The 18,273-nt window shown below is 59.9% G+C and carries 17 protein-coding genes and 3 pseudogenes; 17 read left to right on the top strand and 3 right to left on the bottom strand.

What is annotated here, in order from left to right; translation table 11 throughout:
* The first annotated feature begins 70 nt into the window (after positions 1-70).
* Positions 71-853, top strand: coding sequence for an enoyl-CoA hydratase/isomerase family protein (locus AC0QUY_RS02265; protein ID WP_475385577.1), 783 nt, complete (start codon positions 71-73; stop codon positions 851-853).
* Positions 854-901: 48 nt separating this feature from the next.
* Here AC0QUY_RS02265 and AC0QUY_RS02260 read toward each other — a convergent pair whose 3' ends face one another.
* Positions 902-2,197 carry a hypothetical protein gene (locus tag AC0QUY_RS02260; RefSeq protein ID WP_475385576.1) on the bottom strand — a complete coding sequence of 432 codons (1,296 nt, stop codon included), beginning with the start codon at positions 2,195-2,197 and terminating at the stop codon, positions 902-904.
* Positions 2,198-3,648: 1,451 nt separating this feature from the next.
* On the opposite strand from AC0QUY_RS02260, the gene AC0QUY_RS02255 reads away from it, so the two are divergent.
* The 9 genes and pseudogenes from AC0QUY_RS02255 to AC0QUY_RS02215 all read left to right on the top strand — a co-directional run bounded on the left by AC0QUY_RS02255 (position 3,649) and on the right by AC0QUY_RS02215 (position 12,116).
* Positions 3,649-3,996: a helix-turn-helix transcriptional regulator gene (locus AC0QUY_RS02255; RefSeq protein WP_475385575.1), complete on the top strand. Its 348-nt coding sequence runs from the start codon at positions 3,649-3,651 to the stop codon at positions 3,994-3,996.
* A complete protein-coding gene (locus AC0QUY_RS02250) occupies positions 3,986-5,266 on the top strand; it encodes a type II toxin-antitoxin system HipA family toxin (RefSeq protein ID WP_475385574.1) in 1,281 nt (426 codons plus the stop codon). Before AC0QUY_RS02255 ends, AC0QUY_RS02250 begins: the two co-directional genes overlap by 11 nt.
* A 199-nt stretch (positions 5,267-5,465) precedes the next feature.
* Positions 5,466-5,942, top strand: a pseudogene (locus tag AC0QUY_RS02245) (ParB/RepB/Spo0J family partition protein); the annotation flags it as partial.
* Between the two features lie 46 nt (positions 5,943-5,988).
* Positions 5,989-7,029 carry a DUF7146 domain-containing protein gene (locus AC0QUY_RS02240; protein WP_475385573.1) on the top strand — a complete coding sequence of 347 codons (1,041 nt, stop codon included), beginning with the start codon at positions 5,989-5,991 and terminating at the stop codon, positions 7,027-7,029.
* 332 nt (positions 7,030-7,361) lie between these two features.
* Positions 7,362-8,300: pseudogene (locus AC0QUY_RS02235) on the top strand (DUF2493 domain-containing protein).
* A gap of 1,206 nt (positions 8,301-9,506) precedes the next feature.
* Positions 9,507-9,830 carry a DUF736 domain-containing protein gene (locus AC0QUY_RS02230; protein ID WP_475385572.1) on the top strand — a complete coding sequence of 108 codons (324 nt, stop codon included), beginning with the start codon at positions 9,507-9,509 and terminating at the stop codon, positions 9,828-9,830.
* Between the two features lie 470 nt (positions 9,831-10,300).
* Positions 10,301-10,744, top strand: coding sequence for a DUF2384 domain-containing protein (locus tag AC0QUY_RS02225; protein WP_475385571.1), 444 nt, complete (start codon positions 10,301-10,303; stop codon positions 10,742-10,744).
* The gene (locus tag AC0QUY_RS02220; protein WP_475385570.1) at positions 10,745-11,440 is read left to right on the top strand and encodes an RES family NAD+ phosphorylase; all 696 of its coding nucleotides are present in this window, start codon (positions 10,745-10,747) and stop codon (positions 11,438-11,440) included. It abuts the gene before it with no gap.
* A 91-nt stretch (positions 11,441-11,531) separates the two neighbouring features.
* The gene (locus AC0QUY_RS02215) at positions 11,532-12,116 is read left to right on the top strand and encodes a thermonuclease family protein (protein ID WP_475385569.1); all 585 of its coding nucleotides are present in this window, start codon (positions 11,532-11,534) and stop codon (positions 12,114-12,116) included.
* Between the two features lie 332 nt (positions 12,117-12,448).
* On the opposite strand, the gene AC0QUY_RS02210 is transcribed toward AC0QUY_RS02215, so the two are convergent.
* Positions 12,449-12,679: a hypothetical protein gene (locus tag AC0QUY_RS02210; RefSeq protein WP_475385568.1), complete on the bottom strand. Its 231-nt coding sequence runs from the start codon at positions 12,677-12,679 to the stop codon at positions 12,449-12,451.
* A 533-nt stretch (positions 12,680-13,212) separates the two neighbouring features.
* Between AC0QUY_RS02210 and AC0QUY_RS02205 the strand changes: the two genes are divergently transcribed.
* Positions 13,213-13,524: a DUF736 domain-containing protein gene (locus tag AC0QUY_RS02205; protein WP_475385567.1), complete on the top strand. Its 312-nt coding sequence runs from the start codon at positions 13,213-13,215 to the stop codon at positions 13,522-13,524.
* A 362-nt stretch (positions 13,525-13,886) separates the two neighbouring features.
* Positions 13,887-15,083 (top strand): DUF932 domain-containing protein, encoded by a 1,197-nt coding sequence (locus AC0QUY_RS02200; RefSeq protein WP_475385798.1) that lies wholly within the window; start codon positions 13,887-13,889, stop codon positions 15,081-15,083.
* 199 nt (positions 15,084-15,282) lie between these two features.
* Here the strand turns inward: AC0QUY_RS02200 and AC0QUY_RS02195 are convergent, their stop codons facing one another.
* Complete coding sequence (locus tag AC0QUY_RS02195; protein WP_475385566.1) at positions 15,283-15,534, bottom strand: helix-turn-helix domain-containing protein; 252 nt, start codon at positions 15,532-15,534, stop codon at positions 15,283-15,285.
* Positions 15,535-15,719: 185 nt separating this feature from the next.
* Here AC0QUY_RS02195 and AC0QUY_RS02190 point away from each other — a divergent pair, with 185 nt between their 5' ends.
* From AC0QUY_RS02190 to AC0QUY_RS02170, 5 genes and pseudogenes are all read left to right on the top strand, one after another.
* The gene (locus tag AC0QUY_RS02190; RefSeq protein ID WP_475385565.1) at positions 15,720-16,016 is read left to right on the top strand and encodes a DNA -binding domain-containing protein; all 297 of its coding nucleotides are present in this window, start codon (positions 15,720-15,722) and stop codon (positions 16,014-16,016) included.
* Between the two features lie 131 nt (positions 16,017-16,147).
* Positions 16,148-16,336, top strand: coding sequence for a transcriptional regulator domain-containing protein (locus AC0QUY_RS02185; protein WP_475385564.1), 189 nt, complete (start codon positions 16,148-16,150; stop codon positions 16,334-16,336).
* 139 nt (positions 16,337-16,475) lie between these two features.
* Positions 16,476-16,916: a DUF2285 domain-containing protein gene (locus AC0QUY_RS02180; RefSeq protein ID WP_475385563.1), complete on the top strand. Its 441-nt coding sequence runs from the start codon at positions 16,476-16,478 to the stop codon at positions 16,914-16,916.
* Positions 16,917-17,045: 129 nt separating this feature from the next.
* Positions 17,046-17,327 carry a helix-turn-helix transcriptional regulator gene (locus tag AC0QUY_RS02175; protein WP_057854240.1) on the top strand — a complete coding sequence of 94 codons (282 nt, stop codon included), beginning with the start codon at positions 17,046-17,048 and terminating at the stop codon, positions 17,325-17,327.
* A gap of 21 nt (positions 17,328-17,348) precedes the next feature.
* A pseudogene (locus AC0QUY_RS02170) lies at positions 17,349-18,228 on the top strand (replication initiator protein A).
* The last annotated feature ends 45 nt before the right edge of the window (positions 18,229-18,273 follow it).

The raw sequence follows: 18,273 nt of genomic DNA, 5'->3' as shown, positions 1-18,273 counted from the left end.
TCGCGCTTGCAGTCCACCGTTATCCTGCCGCAAATGCTAACCAGCATTTGGCAAACGAGCGAGCAGGACAATGACCGATTCAAGCAGCGTGATACGCGAAAAACGCGGGCAGGCGTTCTGGATCACCATCAACCGGCCGGACAAGCGCAACGCCATCAATGCCGACGTCGTCGCCGGCATCGCCCGCGGCTATCGCGAAGCGCATGATGACAAGGACGTCCGCGTTATCGTGCTGACGGGGGCGGGCGACAAGGCGTTTTGCGCTGGCGCCGACCTTCAGAACAGCGGTGCCGCCTTCGCGATGGATTTTTCGCGGCCGAATGTCGACTACGCCGATCTCTTGCGGCTGTCGCAGAACGCCACCAAGCCCGCGATTGCGCGGGTGGGCGGCGTCTGTATGGCCGGCGGCATGGGACTGTTGTGTATGACCGACATGGCTGTCGCCGCCGATCATGTGATCTTTGGTCTGCCCGAGGTGAAGGTCGGCGTGTTCCCGATGCAGGTGCTGAGCCTGTTGCAATCGATTGCGCCGAAGCGGCTGGTCAGCGAGTGGTCGCTGACCGGCGAGCCGTTCGACGCGCATGCGGCGCAGGACGCCGGACTCCTGAACTATGTGGTGCCGGCGGCGGAGCTCGATGCCAAGGTCGAATGGCTGGTCAGCCGCATCGTCGACAAGTCGCCGACCGCGATCCGCCGCGGCAAGTATGCGATGCGTGCAATCGCCTCGATGTCGTTCGATGAAAGCATCGCCTACACCGAGAGCCAGATCGCATTGCTGGCGATGACGGAAGACGCCAAGGAAGGCCTCAAGGCGTTCGGCGAGAAGCGCAAGCCGTCGTGGACGGGAAAATAGTTTGGTTCCGGGTCGTAGATGATCCTTCTACAAGGGAAATCTAGTGGCTCATGATGCTTGTGAGGTGTCATTCCGGGTCGTGAGCAGCGCAGGTTTTGTTCGTTCCTCACGACGCTTCTTGGAGCCTGAAATCAGCTGATTGCGCGTGCGCTTGGCATAGGCTGGCAGCGGGCGTGTCGATCGATGACGGGCGGCGGCCCGTAACTCGGCATCTGTAAGGTCGCTGTCGGCGCCTTCCGTAAAGCCGCCGTGACGGAACGAGGTAAATGATAGTTCAGTTCGAATTCCAGCAGCTGCAACTATCTTTTTTACGACGTGCCGGAGATAGCGAAGATCCTTGCGTTCTGTCATCCATGGGAGCTGAGTACTCGACCTGCGGTGCCCATGGTCGCGCCGAATCATCAGTCCTGAGACGATTGCTTCTTTGATTGCGTCGAGCTCCGCCATGAGCTCGGGGAAAAGAGGCTCGCCGGTGTCGTCGAACAAGGGCCACCAGGCTTCTTCGCCATTCTTCGGATGTACGATTTTTGCGCTGTTCGGCCGCTCTTTGGGCCGGTAGTGCGAGACGTCAAAGACGCCGAACACATGTTCTTCGCGCTGCAACCATTCCCAGGTCAGCAGCGCCGCTGTTCCCACCGAGTTGTACCCGAGGCTCTTCGCGGCCATTCTGAATGCAATGAGTTCGTCCCAAGTCGCCGTAGGGGTTTCGCGTGCCGGCCGGCCAGGCGCGCGGCTCTTTAGGTCCATCCGCGAGAATGGATTGATCGCCGGCACCATTGCTTCTTGAGCGCGCTGACCAACAAACCAGGCGCGCCTACACGCGATCATAGATGCGTTCGCGAAGCGACGACGCTCTCGTTTAACGATGTTACCGTCTGCGTCTTCGTCGTCTACAACAAGCAGTTTCGCGTAAATTGCGTCCACGAAGGCCTTCGTGAAATCAGAAATCTGCTTCGAGCCCGCGCAGCTACCATCCTTCAAGATTTGGTTGGAAAACAGCGCAAGTCCTTGTTCGTAGAAGCGCTGAGTCTTGTGATCGATTTCCTTCCATTTCTGATGGGTCTTGAATACGCCGACTAACCAATCAAAGGTGCCTGGCGCAGGCGATGCTGGAACCATGTCAGTCAATCCTCCTGAGCGCCAGCTGTCGAATGCGGGCAGCAGAACATTCTCGGCTCGGTCGACGGCGGCCACGCGTTCGTGCCCTAAGGCTTCAGCCCTGACGTGACAGCCCTGTCTGCGGGCCCAAGTCGGCGGCTCAAAGAAGTATGCCCATTGACCGCCCTTCAATGATTTTCGTCGGAAGTAGCGAGGAAGCTTCGATTCTGTGACGGGTAGTTTCATACTAGGGAGGCCAAATCCTTTCTTTCCAATCTGTCTAGATCCTTAGGCTTGGCTGGCGTCGTGAGGTTGTCGATAACGGCCTTAGACCAAACTGGCTGTCGAGATCGCCCAATTCGATAATAGCCGGTTGGAGGTGGTGCTTCCCCGCGCACCACGGCACGTGCGAGCTCACCGGTGTCGCGGTAGTCTAAGTAGGCGGCCGCCATATCGGCGCGCATGAATGCAGGCCATATGCCAACAGGTGGATAACGCGCAGGAAGGGCAGGGCGTGGCGGCATGAGCGGCAGTTCGTCGGTATGCATCAATCGTTGAGACCAAGAATTAGTGGCGCCGACGAACCGCTTAATCGTTCGATGAGGTGCTGCCGTAGATTCAGAAAGTACGGATCCAGATTCTTCAGCTCGCGATCGATCCCTTCGTGCATGCTTTCACGCCTTCTGTCGCCCGACCGCTTGATATGGAAAACGAGAAGGCTTGATGGAAAAAGGGGAGCCAGGATCTGATGGTGGCGTCGGCTGGCATAGCGTGCAAATTGGCTGGACGGCGGTCCGTGCAGTCGTAGTGACAAACCTGGAATGATGCTTGTTCGCGAGGTGGGCGCACCAGGGCTCGAACCTGGAACCCGCTGATTAAGAGTCATAGGATTCCACTGGGGTATCAGTGCTCAATCCGACAAATAAGTCGCCGCTCTTACATTGAAACCGTGATAAGTCTTCGCTTTGTCGGAATGGCAGACCTTGCAACGGATCGCCGATACCGAGGATGCGGTTGTTTGCTTGCAACTGGTTAAGAAAGACGCGGAACCGTGGGAGGCGCTTGGTGACAATCGGCCTCACACTTCGCGGTCAAAGACGTGCTTCCTTTGGTGATGATTGTGCGTATGGTCTTGCGACTCCGGCTTGTTCGCGCCCCATATTCTTAATAGCGCATTTGAGCGATGTCGTGCCGACCTTCGGCGTTGGGGCGCGTCCGCTAGCCGCGGACCGGGCTCTCGTGCACCGAGCCGCAAGGCGTCTCGGCCATCCGGCTTCGATCCCTCGCGCAATCATGAGTCGCTCGCCGGAGGCACTCGCCTTCGGTGCCCGCCGTCATTTCATTCCGGCGTCGTTATCACTGCCCCTCTGCGGGTGCCTTATTAACCGGTCTCGCGACTGCAGTCGGTCCCGCGTCCCGCCGCGTTTCCCGCGTCGGCGCTATGCTGACGCTCCTGCGGCTGCCTCTTTCTCTTGGCCTGCGCTTCGCTACGGCGTTCTCGCAGGTTCACCGGCGCCAAGGCTTCATGCGATGTGCAGCTACCGTGACAGTCTTGAGTTTGGGGCTTAAGCCATGTTTTTGTCCGGGAATGGGCCATTATTAGATCGTATACCATCAAATGGTCTATTTATAGGCCGATGCCTTGACTTTCGGGAACTGTTCTATAAATAGACCATATCCAAGAGCATGGTCTGTTTATGGATCTACGGATGTCGAAAATCCAACACCCTGTTTCCCCCTATGCTGCCGACGCGGTGCTTCTTCTTGGCCAACTCATTCGCAAGGCGCGTATCGAACGCAAGCTCAAGGCCGTCGATGTAACCGACCGGGTCGGGATTTCGCGCGGCCTTCTGCGACGCATCGAGACGGGCGATCCCGGATGCACGATTGGGGTGGTCTTCGAGGTCGCGGCAATTGTCGGGGTGCGACTATTCGATACGGATCAGGCGGCATTGTCCGAGGCGGTCGAAACCAATCGAGAACTAATGACGCTGCTGCCGAAATCGGTTCGCAGCTCACGTATCGAGGTCGCCGATGATTTCTGACGCCAAATATACCCAGGCCTTTGTCTGGGTATGGCTTCCGGATCAAACGGAGCCCGTCGTCGCCGGCCTTCTATCGGCAAGCGACAGGCAACTCGTATTCAATTACGGGCGAAGCTACCTCGCGCGCAAGAACGCTATCCCGCTCTATGAACCAGAATTGCCACTGCGGAGCGGAATCTTGCCGTTGACGGCAGGGTTGAGCATGCCGAATTGTATTCGCGATGCGGCTCCCGACGCTTGGGGGCGCCGGATCATTATTAATCGAAAATTCGGAGTGCAAGGCAAGAATGTCGATCCGGGCAATGTCGATGAGCTCACCTTTCTGCTGGAATCCGGCTCAGACCGCATCGGCGCTTTGGATTTTCAGGTATCTTCTGCGGCGTACGTAGCTCGGGAAGGCGTTGAGGTCCCTCTCCACGCACTCCAAAATGCCGCTGCGCTGGTCGAAAAGGGAGTTCCGCTCACGGAAGAACTCGACCGAGCCCTTCTCCATGGCAGCTCAATCGGAGGCGCCCGGCCCAAGGCGATGATTGCGTCGGGCAACCGGAAATTTATTGCGAAATTCTCATCGCAGAACGATCTCTACGGCGTCGTCAAGGCCGAATACATCGCCATGCGCCTCGCCTCTGAAGTCGGCCTGACCGTGGCGCCGGTTAGACTTGAACGTGCGGCGGGAAGGGACGTTCTTCTTATTGAACGCTTTGATCGCCTGAAAATGGAAGGACGCTGGAGCCGTAAATCCATGGTGTCCGCCCTCACGCTGCTTGAGCTCGATGAACTCATGGCGCGCTATGCCAGTTATGAACAACTCGCGACCGTAATTCGTCATCGATTTTCGGCGCCGAGAGAGACCCTTAAAGAGCTCTTTGCACGAATGCTGTTCAACATTCTCTGTGGAAATACCGATGACCATGCGCGCAATCACGCGGCTTTCTGGAATGGCAAGGAACTGTCTCTGACCCCCGCATATGATATCTGTCCGCAAAATCGGACAGGTGGGGAAGCCACCCAAGCCATGCTGATCATGGGCCAAGAACGCGCGAGCCAAATCGCGCTGTGGCTGAAAGCGGCGCCGCTGTTTCTGACGAGCAATGCTGAGGCAATCCTACTTGCGACCAAACAGGTCAAAACGATCGTACAGCGCTGGTCCGCTGTATGCGACGAGGCAAAGCTCAGCAAAGTAGATCGGAATTTTCTCTGGCGCCGCCAGTTCTTGAACCCGTATGCCTTCCTGGAAGCACCGGAAGCCTTGACGAAGCTGATTGATTAAAAGCTGATCTCGCTGCTTCAACCGCTTCATTGCCACGCCGTTCCTGATGGTGAGGAGGTCCGCTGCCTGAGGATATTCGTCGAATGCCTCGGTCTCCCGTGACCGCGGCGCGTCAGAGAGTGAGAGGAGTGCAGTCCAGTTTCGCGGCGGGTTGGAGATCGAGAGAGAGGCTCTCGGCTGGCCGCCGCGGAGAATTGACATGGCAAGCGCCGTTCATAAGATCAAGCTCAGTCCGTCCCGAGATATTCCCTTCAACAAGCTGGTGTTGAGCCAGTCCAATGTCCGTCGCCTCAAGGCCGGCGTCTCGATCGAGCAACTGGCCCAGAGCATCGCGCAACGTACCTTGCCCCAACGCCTCAGTGTTCGCGCTGTCGTCGACGCCGACGGTCTGGGAACCGGCATGCTCGAGGTGCCCGCTGCAGGTCGGCGGTACCGTGCTCTAGAATTCCTGGTGAAGCAGAAGCGGATGGCGAAGACCCAACCGGTGCCCTGCGTGGTCAGGAATGATGGCGTTGCCGAGCATGACTCGCGCGCTGAAAATGACGAGCGCATCGGCCTACATCCGCTCGACCAGTTCCGCGCGTTCCAGACCCTCGGTGATGGCGGCATGAGCGAAGAGGAGATTGCCGCCCGGCATTTCGTGACGCCGGCAATCGTCAAGCAGCGCCTGCGCCTGAAGCGCTATCCGCTCCCACGTATCTCCGATCGGACGGGGGTGTAAGATGCCGTGCGATGCAACGGAGCTGGCAGATCGTCTGGCGCGCCAGGCCGAGGTGGTGTGCCGTCACTATCTTTCCAATGGGCGACGGGTAGGAAACTACTGGCAGGTTGGTGATGTCAGGAACACTGCCGGTCGGTCGATGTTCGTACGCCTGTCAGGCGCGTCCGGTAAACGCGTCGCCGGCAAATGGACCGATGCTGCCACCGGCGAGCACGGCGATTTGCTCGACATCATTCGAGAAAGTTGCGGCCTCGTCGATTTCCGCGAGGTCGCAGCCGAAGCACGACGGTTCCTCGGGCTTCCGCGACCTGAGCCGGACTCGAAGAGCCAGCCACGTGCTTCAGCAACCGGCTCGCCGGAATCGGCACGGCGGCTATTCGCGATCTCGCATCCGGTCAAGGGCACGATGGTAGAGACTTATCTGCATGCCCGCGGAATCACTGTCCTTCCCAGCTGCGAAAGCCTTCGATTCCATCCGCGCTGCTATTATCGTCCGCGCCCCTTTGAACCGTCCGAGACCTACCCCGCGATGATCGCGGCGGTGACCGATCTCGACGGTCGGATCACCGGCGTGCATCGCACCTACCTCAATCCTGAAGGGTACGACCGTTCGGCGAGCGGCAAAGCGCCGATCGACTCACCACGACGCGCGATGGGCCATCTTCTTGGCCACGCCGTCCGCTTCGGTATCGCTGATGATGTCATGGCGGCTGGGGAGGGCATCGAAACCATATTGTCGCTCCGCTGCATCTTGCCGACCATGCCGATGGTCGCTGCACTGTCGGCGGCTCATCTGGCAGCCATCCTTTTCGCAGCGGGTCTGCGCCGGCTTTATATCGTGCGCGACTGCGATACCGCCGGCGATGGAGCGTTGGAAAGGTTGGTTGCACGTGCGCGCGCCAACGGGATCGAAGCGATACCGCTGTCGCCGAGCTGCGGGGACTTCAACGAGGATCTCCGGAAATCTGGCAAGGATGCGCTTCGGGAGTCCCTGCGGCTGCAACTTGCTTCGGAAGATGTGGCGCGCTTCGTGGAGCTGTGAGACGCCGCCAGAGAAAGGTGCGCGTCGCTTTCCGTGTTCGCTCGACCGGGTCGCGAGCGTTTCGCCGAGTGTGTCGCAGAGGCCGCAGCCCTGGCCTTCTGAGAGGGCGACCCTGCGGCAAGCGAACCGGCCACGCAATGGTGGCGGCCGGCTATTTTCCGTCGCGTCCTTACGGACGCTTTACATCGCGATACAAAATAGCCGGCCGCCACCATCCTCCACTCCGCTTCGGCCGCTTCGCCCAGCTCAGCGGTGCAGGTCCAGTCCGCCCGCCGCCTTTCGTCGCCACGAAGGCCGCGATGGTCGCGGCCGATCCGACAAAGGAACACGCCATGACGACCAATCGCGACGAACAGGACTACGATCCGACGCTCACGACATCCCCGACCGATCACGTTCTCACCGAACTCCAGCTTCATGGCTATCGCCCCTTCCAGGACGAACCCGATCCGAGACCGCTGCCGGAGGCGCGTACCATTGCCAACGCCGTCGCCGATATCTTCGACGCCCTGATCGCGACACTCGGAGAGACCCGCCTCGACCCCGATCTCGAGAACCTCCTGTGGTCGAGCGTGAATATCTTCCACCGCGCCACTGAGCGGATCGAACGCGAGCTTGATGGCAATGAAATAGCGCAGAAGCGGAGCCAGAAGGATCAGGATGGTTCGGAAATCCGCTCGGTCGAGTTGGAACGCCTGATCGCAGAGGGCATGACTCTTATCGAACGTCGCAACGCCATAGAGTTCTTCCGCGATGAGGCCGCCGGACAATTCGAGCGCCACACCGGATCAGCCTGGCGACCACGCTCGGGATCTTTGGTAAATCACGGCACGCTGACCTCGGCTATGATTGACAGCCGCGACTATCTCGCCGCCAAGCGTCGCATTGCGCTCGAGCCGCTGACGCCGGCAGGCACGAAGATCGCCTTTACCGGAGGACTCGATTGCAACGATCATCCCCTGATCTGGAACACACTCGACAAGGTCCGTGCCAAATATCCTGACATGGTCCTCCTGCACGGCGGCTCGCCAACGGGGGCCGAGCGCATCGCTGCCCGATGGGCAGATCACCGCAAGGTAACATAGATCGCTTTCAAGCCGGACTGGACCCGACACGCCAAGGCAGCGCCCTTCAAACGCAACGACCAGATGCTCGACGTCTTGCCCGTGGGGGTCATGGTATTCCCCGGTACCGGTATCCAGGACAATCTCGCCGACAAGGCGCGTAAGCTCGGCATCCCTGTCTGGAAGTTCGGGAGTGGCGGCGCGTGAGCGCCGCCATCGCCCGACAAAAGGCATATTTCCGTCCCGGCTAGATGGCGCAGCGAAAATTCCAACGCAGCGAATCTTCGCTGTCGGCAAATTCTACTCTCGTCACCTTGCCGCCGCGGCTATACTGGGCGCTGCGCCGTGGTGGTGGTGGAGGCGTAACCCTTGAGAAATCTGTCACGGGAGCCATCACCATGATCATCATCATTGGTATTCTTCTCAATATCGCCGGCTCGGTGCCGTCTGCTGGGCACTGTTTGCACTGGCAATCTATGCGTTGCCGTTCTTTGTCGGCATGACCACCGGGATGTAGGCGTATCGAATCGGAATAGGTCCAGTTGGTGCCATCATCATTGGCTCCGTCCCCAGCGGGTTTGGACTTTTGGCCGGGCAGTATACCTTCTCCCTCACCGTTCTCCCGGTATCCGTCTTGTCGTTGTCCTCCTGTTTGCGGTCCCGGCGTCATCAGCTGGCTATCAGGCGACTCTCTGCCTCGCTCAGATCAGTATTTCCCTGGAATGGTGGCGGAAAGTATTTGCTTTGATTGGCGCAGTTGTAGCTGGATGCACCGCATGGGCTCGCGTGGCGATACTGGCAACCCCAACTCTAAGAGAGGGCGTTGGCGCTGGGTCGGCTCGGCTGCCATTGGGACGTCCTTGGGACCAGTGACCACGGGCGGGTGATCGTCTGGCTCCATCGGTCGGCGGCGAGGGGAGAGCTGACGTTGGTCATGACGACAGATAGTCGCGGCCCTCGCTGAAGCGCTTCATCGAGTGGGGGCAATCTCGTGAGCAGATGACAATCCCAAAATCTGCATGCATCGTCGGTCTGGCTTTCTCTCAGTGACGCTTGGCCATCTTTCTGTACGCCAGGGTTTCTCTCCCTTCCCCTGCGGCTCGGAGCCTCTTGTACGGGCTGAACGATAGCTGGCACGTCTCCGGCAATGCTGTTCAGCGCGCGCGAGCCTGGCCTCTCATCGGCTTGATCTGGCCGAAGGCCGGCTACGCCTCGATCGTCTGAACCGCAATGGCGGACGGATCGATTTTCTTCCCCTGGGCTTCGCCCATTCCTCGCGGTTCAAGAAAGTCTCCCGCCGCCATCCTCCGCTGCGCTACGGCCCAATCGGGTGCGGCGTCAATCGCCTTCGGCTTTTAGATCGCCATCGAGGCCGCGGTGGTCGCGGGCTCGGAAACAGCAAGGAGAAGTGACATGGCTAACATCGGTTCATTCAAGAAGTCCGGCCAGGAATTCCAAGGCGAGATCGTCACCCTGAGCCTTCAGACGAGGGGCGTCCGCATCGTCCCCGAGACAGAGCGGACCAACGACAGTGCTCCGAGCCACCGGGTCTATGTTGGCCGCGCCGAGATCGGCGCCGCTTGGCCGAAGCGCTCCAGCGAGGGCCGCGACTATCTTTCGGTCAAGCTCGACGATCCGAGCTTCAACGCTCAGATCTACGCCAACCTCTTCGACGACGAAGACGCCGAGAGCTACACCCTGATCTGGTCCCGCGGTCGCAAGGTCAACGGCGACTGAGTCGAATCAGCATCAACACCCCGCTCAAATGAGCGGGGTGTTGCCTTTCGCGCTTACGGCAAGCGAGCTAGAACCGAACGGGAGCGTGAGGCTGCCGATCCGGGACTGCGGATTGGCACCTGCGGGCCCGGCTCGCGCGGCGAAAGGATCAAGTAGCCCTCATCAAGTAGCGGAACACCGGCCTATGGCATCCGGGGGGATCACGCGTGAGTTGAGTTTTAACCGCAAGATCTCTCCCGACATCCACTTCAGCGTGTTTTGCCACAACAGCCACCAGAAGAGCAGGCCATGATTCATCATCAACCATAACTTGTGTTGCTAGTAACCTAGTTAACCTGGCTATGCCGAAATTGTTAGACAGCGAGACTGAATAATTCTCTTTCGATCAGTGGCTTACTGGGCTGGAGGCATAAACTTGAAATAACTGCCAATTGGCAGTATATTGTCTGCCAAATGACGGAAGCGTTCCGATGAATCAGGCAGCTATTAGATCGGTGATAGACCCAGGGATGACGCAATCAGCGCCGAATCTCTCGGATGTTCCCACACGTGAACGACTGACGCCGTCTGCGGTCGACGGCATGGTTCGGCTCGCCGAAATCTGGCGTCTAACAGGGCCCGAGGTCTGCGCACTGCTCGGTGACGTGTCGGAACGAACTTGGTTCCGCATGAAAAAAGGTGAGTGGTCTGGCACGCTATCGCAGGACACGCTGACTAGGATCAGTGCACTTGTTGGCATCTTCAAAGGCCTCCGTTTGCTGTTTTCCGAGCCGCTGTCGGACGAATGGGTGCGGCTACCCAACAAGGGGCCGCTCTATGGCGGCCGACGTCCACTCGATACGATGATAGAAGGCGGCATTCCGAGGATGCTGGAAGTGCGTCGGCATATTGACGCACTGCGTGGCGGGTTATGAATGCCCCAGCTACCAACGTTCAACCTGACACAGCGCGACACCGTGCGGCTGATCTCAACCGGTCGGCTCAAAGACCCGGTGTTGCTTCCGCTTGCTGCCAATCACGGTGCGCTTGAAGATCTGGCAGCGCTTGAGAGTGCTACAAACGGCCGCCTAGTCGCGCAGGAGACGGGGCTTCCGCAGCTCGATCCACGCGAACTTGTGTTTGGTCGCGCTGGATTTACGTTCATCAACGCTGCATTCACGCATACGCGCCCGGGTGGCAATCGATTCAATGACGACGACCGTGGTGCCTGGTATTGCGCCTTCGATGCCGACACCGCGATTGACGAGGTCTCCTATCACCTGACGCGCGAGCTTGAGGCCGTTGGGCACTTCGAAAACGTCACCGACTACGCCGAACTCATTGCCGACTTCTTTGGCCCGTTTCACGATTTGCGTGGCGTAGACGTCGAACTCGACCCGGTCCTGAATAAAGAACCTGCGATTGCCTATCCTGCGGGCCAGACCCTAGCTCGACACTTGCGTATCGATCATTCGAGTAACGGAATTATCTATCCCTCGATTCGCCACGCTGGAGGCACCTGTCTCGTCTGCTTTCGTCCCGACCTTGTACAATATCTGCGGCAGGGCGGCATTTGGCGTCTTGAATGGCAGGGTGCGCCGCAGCCGGTTGTAACTCGCCAAGGTCAATAGGGCGCCTTACTTGGCCCGAGGCTCGTCAGCCGCGGCCTGTCCTGCCTCTTGGCGCTGGCGTGAGAGTCGCACCGGGTATGCGAACATCACAATGGCTGAGGACGGCGAAGCCTGGTATCCGGGAGAGAGCGTGATCGGCACTAAGACGAGCGCAAGCATTGGTTTGTTCGCGACATTGATCGTTCTCGCTTCAAGCGCGGTCGCGTTGCCGACCGAATTGACGGGACAGGCCAGCATCCTCGACGGCGATACGCTGGAAATTCATGGTACTCGCGTTCGCCTCTGGGGAATCGACGCGCCGGAAAGCACTCAGCTCTGCCGGAGGGCCGACAGCAATCTGTATCGATGTGGTGCAAAGGCCGCGAGCGATCTTGATGCCTTCATCGCGCGGCGACCGGTGAATTGTGAGCCCGTCTCCCATGATCAATACGGACGAACGGTGGCAAAGTGTTTCGTCAGTCGCATCGACCTCGGAGAGTGGCTGGTTCGGAATGGCCTCGCGCTCGATTGGCCCCAATATTCGAGGGGACAATACGGTACCGCGCAGCACGCTGCCGACCACGCCGGACGCGGGATATGGGCGGGCAGCTATGTCGCACCGTGGCTGTATCGCGCATGCATCCGGCTGGGCGGTCTCCCGGCCAGCTGTTCGGATGATGCGAATGCGCATCCGTGACCAACATTCTGCATGCCAGCAATTCGCGTTGGATGATCGCTTTCGCAAGAGTGGCCCGCGCTGGCTCGGTCCGGGCGACTCAGATTAAGCAGTCGTCATTGATCGACCAACGAGCCAAAGGAACAAAATGGTCGTAGCCACTCGTGAACTGCCCGCTTCTGGTTATGCGCTCGAAGTTGACGGCCGATTCAAGGCCGAATTTGCAACCAGAGACGGCGCGCGCGCCGGAGCGGAAGAGCTGAAGAAGCGCTTTCCCATGCTTCAGGTCAGGATCTACGACGCCTTGACCAGAGCCAGAGAGGACGTCCAGCTTCCGCGAGCTTGAGTTTCCTCTAGATTCTTTTTTCCTGCGCGTACAGCTGTCGCGGCAGCGGGCTCTCGTAAACCGAGCCGCATGGCGTCTCGGCCATCCGGCTCGATCCCTCGCGCCTGAATAATGTGTCGCTCGCCGGAGGCACTCGCTCGCGGGCCCCGCCGTCATTGCATGCCGGCGTCGCTATCGCGACGGCGAACTGACCCTTGAGCAACTGATCGCTTTTGCCATTACCGATGATCACACCCATCAGGAGGGCGTCTATGAGTGCCTGTCAGCAGCAAGCGAAGAGGCCGGACGCTTTGATCGCGTGCTGACTGGAGCATTGTGATCGCTATATGGCGGATCACTCCGCGCCCGCGCCCCGGCACGCGGGAATGTGATGAGGGGCGCTAGCATTCGCCAAGATGCGTCTTTCTTGCCGTTGATGCGCGGGCGCCAGCAGGTGTTCGATCGACCCAGGTCTGTCCTTGTGCTGCGTCGGTGTCGGCCGCCATGGTTGCCTCCGTCAATTCGTTCATGGCTCGCGTCCAACGCAACCTCGAATGCGCTGATCAGGCCGAGGGACGGCCAAGGCCTCGATCGCCTTCCCGCAACGGCTGCGCCTGCTTTTTTCCCCTGCCGCGAAGGGGCGGCATTCCTCGCGGGAAGGCAAAAAAGCAGGCTTGTCGCCGTCCTCCGCTGGCGCTGCGGGCCTGAAGGCTGCGGGCCGATCGCTCCCCGGGCCAAAGATCGCCATCGAGGCTGCGATGGGCGCGGCCCGAGCAACAAACGGAGACTACCATGGCTACCATCGGCACCTTCACTGCTTCGGACAACGGTTACGTCGGCTCGATCAAGACGCTGACGCTGAACATCAAGGCAAGGTTCGCCGCATCCGAGAAGGAAAACGACAAAGCGCCTGACTACCGCATCTTCGCCGGTGTGACCGAGTTCGGCGCCGCCTGGAAGAAGACCGCCCGCGACAGCGATCGCGAATACCTCTCGGTCAAGCTCGACGATCCGAGCTTCCCGGCCCCGATCTACGCCTCGCTGGTGAAGGTCGACGGCGACGAGGGCTTCACCCTGATCTGGTCCCGCCGCAACGGCGACTGATCCCTCGGGATCATCGGCCCCGCCTCCTCGGAGGCGGGGCTTTTTGCGTTTCTTGCGCCGCTTTACAGGAGGAAGAGCATTTTCTTTTTGAAGAGATTGCTAAGGGCTCCGCCCTCGCGCGGGCAAGGGTAAAGCACGGCTCGCCGTGCCGGCCCGAGCGGTGTCCCCGGTCTTCCGCGCAAAGGATCTTCATGACGACGTCGTCGTCAGGCGCGTGCAGACGCGCGCTTCCGCGCGCCCTTGTCAGGCGGGTGATCCCCCTCCGCGTCCGGCCACCCTTGCCCTTGCTACCCCAGGTCTCGCCGACGGGCAGGGTTGCAGCGCAGCGCTGCGCTTCAACCTCAGCCCATAGGAGAACGACCATGAACATGATGACTCAGCCTCAGAACGATCAACCACCTTCCGGCGGCTTTCGCGTCGATGTGTCACGAGGCCAAAGGAATAGCCGGGTGTCTTCCGAATGGTTCTCGCGGCCGGACGACGAGCGTTACCTGAATTTGCCGCACCTCTATGAAGCGGTGCGAGGCCGGGCCGAGCGCGCGCAAGCGCGGACAGTGGAAAGCCGGGCTATCCGGGTGGAGGCGAGCCGGGAGAGTTCCGAGCGGCTGAGCCTGACGGTGCCGGGACGCGACGAACCGGTGGCGCCGACCCATTGGAGCTTCGGCCAGTTGTGTACGCTCGTCGGTGCGCCGACATCCTATCTGCGGCAGCTTCCCGCAGCCCTATCGGCCATCAACCTGCAACACGGCTTGCTGTCACATCGCGCCGAGCTCGTGAAAACCTTGGAGACCAGTAACGGACACGTTGAGCTTCGTGCTGTCACCGGGCCGGACTATGGCCGCATCTGGGACCACGAACTAGTCGCGGCCGTCATGAAGATCGCGGGCAACGGCACGGGCGACACCCGATGGAAAGTTCCGGGCGTGATGGACTGGGCGACCATGACCCACAATCCCCTTGTGGACGTCACCAAGGACACCACGACGCTCTACGCCAGCGATCGCGACGTGTTTCTGTTTCTGGTCGACGACACCAGCCCAATCGAAGCGGGGCGCCTGGCGGACGGGTCGCCGGATTTGTATTTCCGGGGATTTTACTGCTGGAATAGCGAGGTCGGCAGCAAGACGCTCGGAATTGCCAGTTTCTACCTCCGGGCCGTTTGCATGAACCGCAATCTGTGGGGCGTCGAGAATTTCCAAGAAATCACCATCCGGCATTCCAAACTCGCGGCTCAGCGTTTCGCGCATGAGGCGGCACCAGCCTTGACCAGCTTTGCCAACTCTTCGCCGGCGCCATTCGTTGCCGGTGTCAAGGCCGCGCGCGGTCGGATTGTTGCCCGGACCGATGAGGATCGGGAGAGCTTCTTGCGCAAAGGCGGGTTTTCCAAAGCGGAAACCGCGAAGATTATCGAAACCGTGCTTGGCGAAGAAAATCGGAAACCCGAAAGCGTCTTCGACTTCGTGCAAGGGATCACCGCGCTGGCCCGGACCAAGTCCCATCAGGATGCGCGGCTGGAGCTGGAAGGGAAGGCCAAGCGCTTGATGGAACGTGCTATCTAGGAACATGAGCCGCGCAATTTGAGAAAATTGCGCGGTCCACCTTCCGTTTTCGTACAGGCGCCAGGTGCGCCGCCGCCGTCCGGCAAGCGGATCGGCGGCGGCGACGCGTGTCCGCGCCAGCGCTCGCCGGGCCTTTGGCCCGGCTCGCGAAGGAACTGAGAGGCACATTCGTCAGCGACAGACTTTCGAATGGAATTGCTCACCTTTTCTTCGAGAGCTTGGACCGTTCGCTGCGTGATTCATCATCTGGTAGGACAAGGTCGATATGGCTCACGCCCAAGGTCGTTGCCAGCTCAAACAATGTAACGATGGTCGGATTGCGACGTCCGCGTTCAAGGCCGCTGATATACTGTTGGGTGAAGCCGGATGCTTCCGCAAACTTCTCCTGCGTGAAGCCCTTCTGCTTCCGCAGTCGCCCGAAGTTCCGGCCAACCAACTTGCGCATATCCATTCGCGCAAGTTGCGTCTTTACATACTATGAGGTTTATCTCCTATAGTGTGTATTCCCAGCTGCGTAGCATTCGAATGCCTTCCGGGTAGCAACTTTCGCAAAGCTCGGCTGCGAACTGCCTTGAATAGGACTAAGCTGGGGCTATCAGCTGGCAGGCGCAGCCCCGTAGCTCTCGAAGGAGTCTTATGCCGTCACCCCCGCTGGACCCTGATGTTGCGGACCTGGCACCGGATAGCCGTGTGTTGACGGCCTATGACGAGCAACATGTCGTCACCTATCTCCGGCTGCTGGATGCCGACGCTGAGAATGCCGATTGGCGGGAGGTCGCGCGCATCGTCCTCCACATCGATCCGGACCAACATCCGGAGCGCGCGCGGACAGCCTTCGAGAGCCATCTGGCTCGCGCCAAATGGATGACAAGTCGTGGCTACGGCCATTTGCTTCGCGGTGGTCCCGCCAACGCGTCGGACAAGGATCAGTAGAAGAGACGTAGAATATTTCTTGGTTGCGGAATATTTCGCGTAACCAAACGGTTCATTACGCATTGCAACCACAAATGGTTCACAATTATCATGCTGCAATGCCGCACCGTATTGCGTGAGGATCAAGTACAATGCCGGAATTCGATTGGCGTTCGCCCGAAGCCTATTCAACACTGAAGAACGCCGACCTGACCGGTCTCGCCTGGGAATGCCTTCGTCGGAATCCCGAATACCGAAAACACTATAGCGCCCTTCAAGATCCGCTCGCCGGCGCTTCGGCCGAATTCCGGAATAAATGGGGCCTGTCTTTTCGCGGCTGATCCGCAAAAGGCCTGTCACGAGCAGATCGTTTTTTGGGCGCCTGAAGTTCTGCCGACGGTTTTATCGGTAGGAGCTTCGTCGTCGCAAACGTCAGCTCATCCGATCGCTCTGGATCTGACCAGACTGTCGCCCGCCGAGTTGCGGCAGAACACCGACGGCTGGCATGCCGTGCTCCGCTTTGGTGACGCCACGCATCGCGTGTGGATAAAAGAATTGCCACCAGCCGGCGCGCCGCAAGCGATAGAGCTGCCATTGGACTTGTCGTTTGAGCTCCGCGCCCAAGCGGCCCAAGCGCTCTGGCGTACGCTGAGCGGCCGCTCTCCGTGTCCACCGCTGTCCGACCTTCCGTTGCAGCGGCGCCAGCGGTTTGCCCTGGTCCTGCGTGCGCTGGACGGACGCAATGAGGGCAAAACCTATCGCGCGATCGCCGAAGGCCTTTTTGGCAAGAAGAGCGTCCCAGAGCGCGCCTGGAAGACGCATGATCTGCGCAATCGCACCATCCGCCTCGTTCAGCGCGGCCTCGCCTTAATGCGCGGCGGCTATCGCGAGCTCCTGCGTCCAAGGCGCAAGGACAACTAGCGCTAGCCGGGGTATCGAAAATCCACCCCTCGATCTTCGGCATCCCCCTGCGAAGGGCTGCTCCTCCATGATCACCGCACACACGCCGGCACCGCCAGCGATAGCGCGATTCCATAATGGAGCTCTCAAATGCCCGATCCGATGGCCGGTCTGCCGCCACGTTTCCTGCGGACGCCCGAGGCCGCGCGATATCTGGGACTCTCCGGTCGTACCTTGGAGAAGCACCGCACCTACGGCACCGGTCCGACTTACCGGAAAATTGGCGGCCGGGTCGTCTATGCGCTCGATGATCTGAAAGCCTGGGCCGATCTCGGCGCCAAGACATCGACGTCCGATCCCGGGAAGGGGACGGTCCTGCCTGCCAAGAAGCATCCAGCACTGCGCCCGTACGCGGGCCAGGAACGTCGCTGATTGTGGCAGGAGCGTTGGAAGATGCGGCGCAAATCTCGATCCGAGCGCAATCAGCTTGAACTGTTCCGTGCTTTGCCCGGCGATCTCGCGCCGCGCGACGCGCAGGACTTGATGGCATATCCGTTCTTTTCGCTCGCCAAGTCAAAGCGAATTGTGCCGATTGATTTCCGGGCGGGCGCCATTGCCATTCACATTGAGGCGGTGCCGGACCACGGCATGGCGACGATCTGGGATGCTGATGTCCTGATCTGGGCCGCTTCCCAGATTGTCGAGGCGCGCGACGCCGGACTGAAGACCTCGCGCCTGATGGCGGCCACGCCTTATGAAATTCTGACCTTCATTGGCCGCGGAACTAGCGCGCGAGACTACGACCGCCTCAAGGCGGGCCTCGACAGGCTGCAATCAACCTTAGTGCTGACATCGATCCGACAGCCGGCTGAACGGCGGCGGCATCGTTTCTCCTGGATCAACGAATGGAAGGAGACGGCCGACACCAACGGGCGCCCAATGGGCCTCGAATTGATAGTACCAGACTGGTTCTATGCCGGCGTTCGCGATGACGCGCTCGTGCTGACTATCGACCGCGCCTATTTCGGTTTGACCGGCGGACTCGAGCGCTGGCTTACCGGCTTGTGCGCAAACACGGCGGTCGCCAGCAGGGCGGCTGGAGTTTTGATTTTCTGCATCTTCACGCCAAGTCCGGCAGCCTCTCGCCGCTCAAACACTTTGCCTTTGACCGCGCGAAATCGTCCGCCGGCAGACCTTGCCTGGCTACCAGCTCGTGATCACGCGCGACCGAAACGGCCTCGAACGTTTGAACTTCGCGCCCGATTGCACCGATCCATTCACGGAGCGGCTTCGCAAGCGCGGGCTCTTACCTCAGGCTGGAGACAAGCTGTGAATCAACTCGTGCTATCGGGGACCACAACCCTCGTGCCATCGGGGA

The sequence above is a fragment of the Bradyrhizobium sp. WYCCWR15520 genome (genome assembly GCF_056174665.1).
This window is presented reverse-complemented; position numbering and strand designations above follow the sequence as displayed.

What these genes read in the sequence shown, in the direction of transcription:
- AC0QUY_RS02265 (WP_475385577.1), top strand. Translation starts at nt 71, where the DNA reads ATGACCGATTCAAGCAGCGTGATACGCGAAAAACGCGGGCAGGCGTTC.
- AC0QUY_RS02260 (WP_475385576.1), bottom strand. Translation starts at nt 2,197, where the DNA reads ATGAAACTACCCGTCACAGAATCGAAGCTTCCTCGCTACTTCCGACGA.
- AC0QUY_RS02255 (WP_475385575.1), top strand. Translation starts at nt 3,649, where the DNA reads ATGGATCTACGGATGTCGAAAATCCAACACCCTGTTTCCCCCTATGCT.
- AC0QUY_RS02250 (WP_475385574.1), top strand. Translation starts at nt 3,986, where the DNA reads ATGATTTCTGACGCCAAATATACCCAGGCCTTTGTCTGGGTATGGCTT.
- AC0QUY_RS02240 (WP_475385573.1), top strand. Translation starts at nt 5,989, where the DNA reads ATGCCGTGCGATGCAACGGAGCTGGCAGATCGTCTGGCGCGCCAGGCC.
- AC0QUY_RS02230 (WP_475385572.1), top strand. Translation starts at nt 9,507, where the DNA reads ATGGCTAACATCGGTTCATTCAAGAAGTCCGGCCAGGAATTCCAAGGC.
- AC0QUY_RS02225 (WP_475385571.1), top strand. Translation starts at nt 10,301, where the DNA reads ATGAATCAGGCAGCTATTAGATCGGTGATAGACCCAGGGATGACGCAA.
- AC0QUY_RS02220 (WP_475385570.1), top strand. Translation starts at nt 10,745, where the DNA reads ATGCCCCAGCTACCAACGTTCAACCTGACACAGCGCGACACCGTGCGG.
- AC0QUY_RS02215 (WP_475385569.1), top strand. Translation starts at nt 11,532, where the DNA reads ATGGCTGAGGACGGCGAAGCCTGGTATCCGGGAGAGAGCGTGATCGGC.
- AC0QUY_RS02210 (WP_475385568.1), bottom strand. Translation starts at nt 12,679, where the DNA reads ATGGGTGTGATCATCGGTAATGGCAAAAGCGATCAGTTGCTCAAGGGT.
- AC0QUY_RS02205 (WP_475385567.1), top strand. Translation starts at nt 13,213, where the DNA reads ATGGCTACCATCGGCACCTTCACTGCTTCGGACAACGGTTACGTCGGC.
- AC0QUY_RS02200 (WP_475385798.1), top strand. Translation starts at nt 13,887, where the DNA reads ATGAACATGATGACTCAGCCTCAGAACGATCAACCACCTTCCGGCGGC.
- AC0QUY_RS02195 (WP_475385566.1), bottom strand. Translation starts at nt 15,534, where the DNA reads ATGGATATGCGCAAGTTGGTTGGCCGGAACTTCGGGCGACTGCGGAAG.
- AC0QUY_RS02190 (WP_475385565.1), top strand. Translation starts at nt 15,720, where the DNA reads ATGCCGTCACCCCCGCTGGACCCTGATGTTGCGGACCTGGCACCGGAT.
- AC0QUY_RS02185 (WP_475385564.1), top strand. Translation starts at nt 16,148, where the DNA reads ATGCCGGAATTCGATTGGCGTTCGCCCGAAGCCTATTCAACACTGAAG.
- AC0QUY_RS02175 (WP_057854240.1), top strand. Translation starts at nt 17,046, where the DNA reads ATGCCCGATCCGATGGCCGGTCTGCCGCCACGTTTCCTGCGGACGCCC.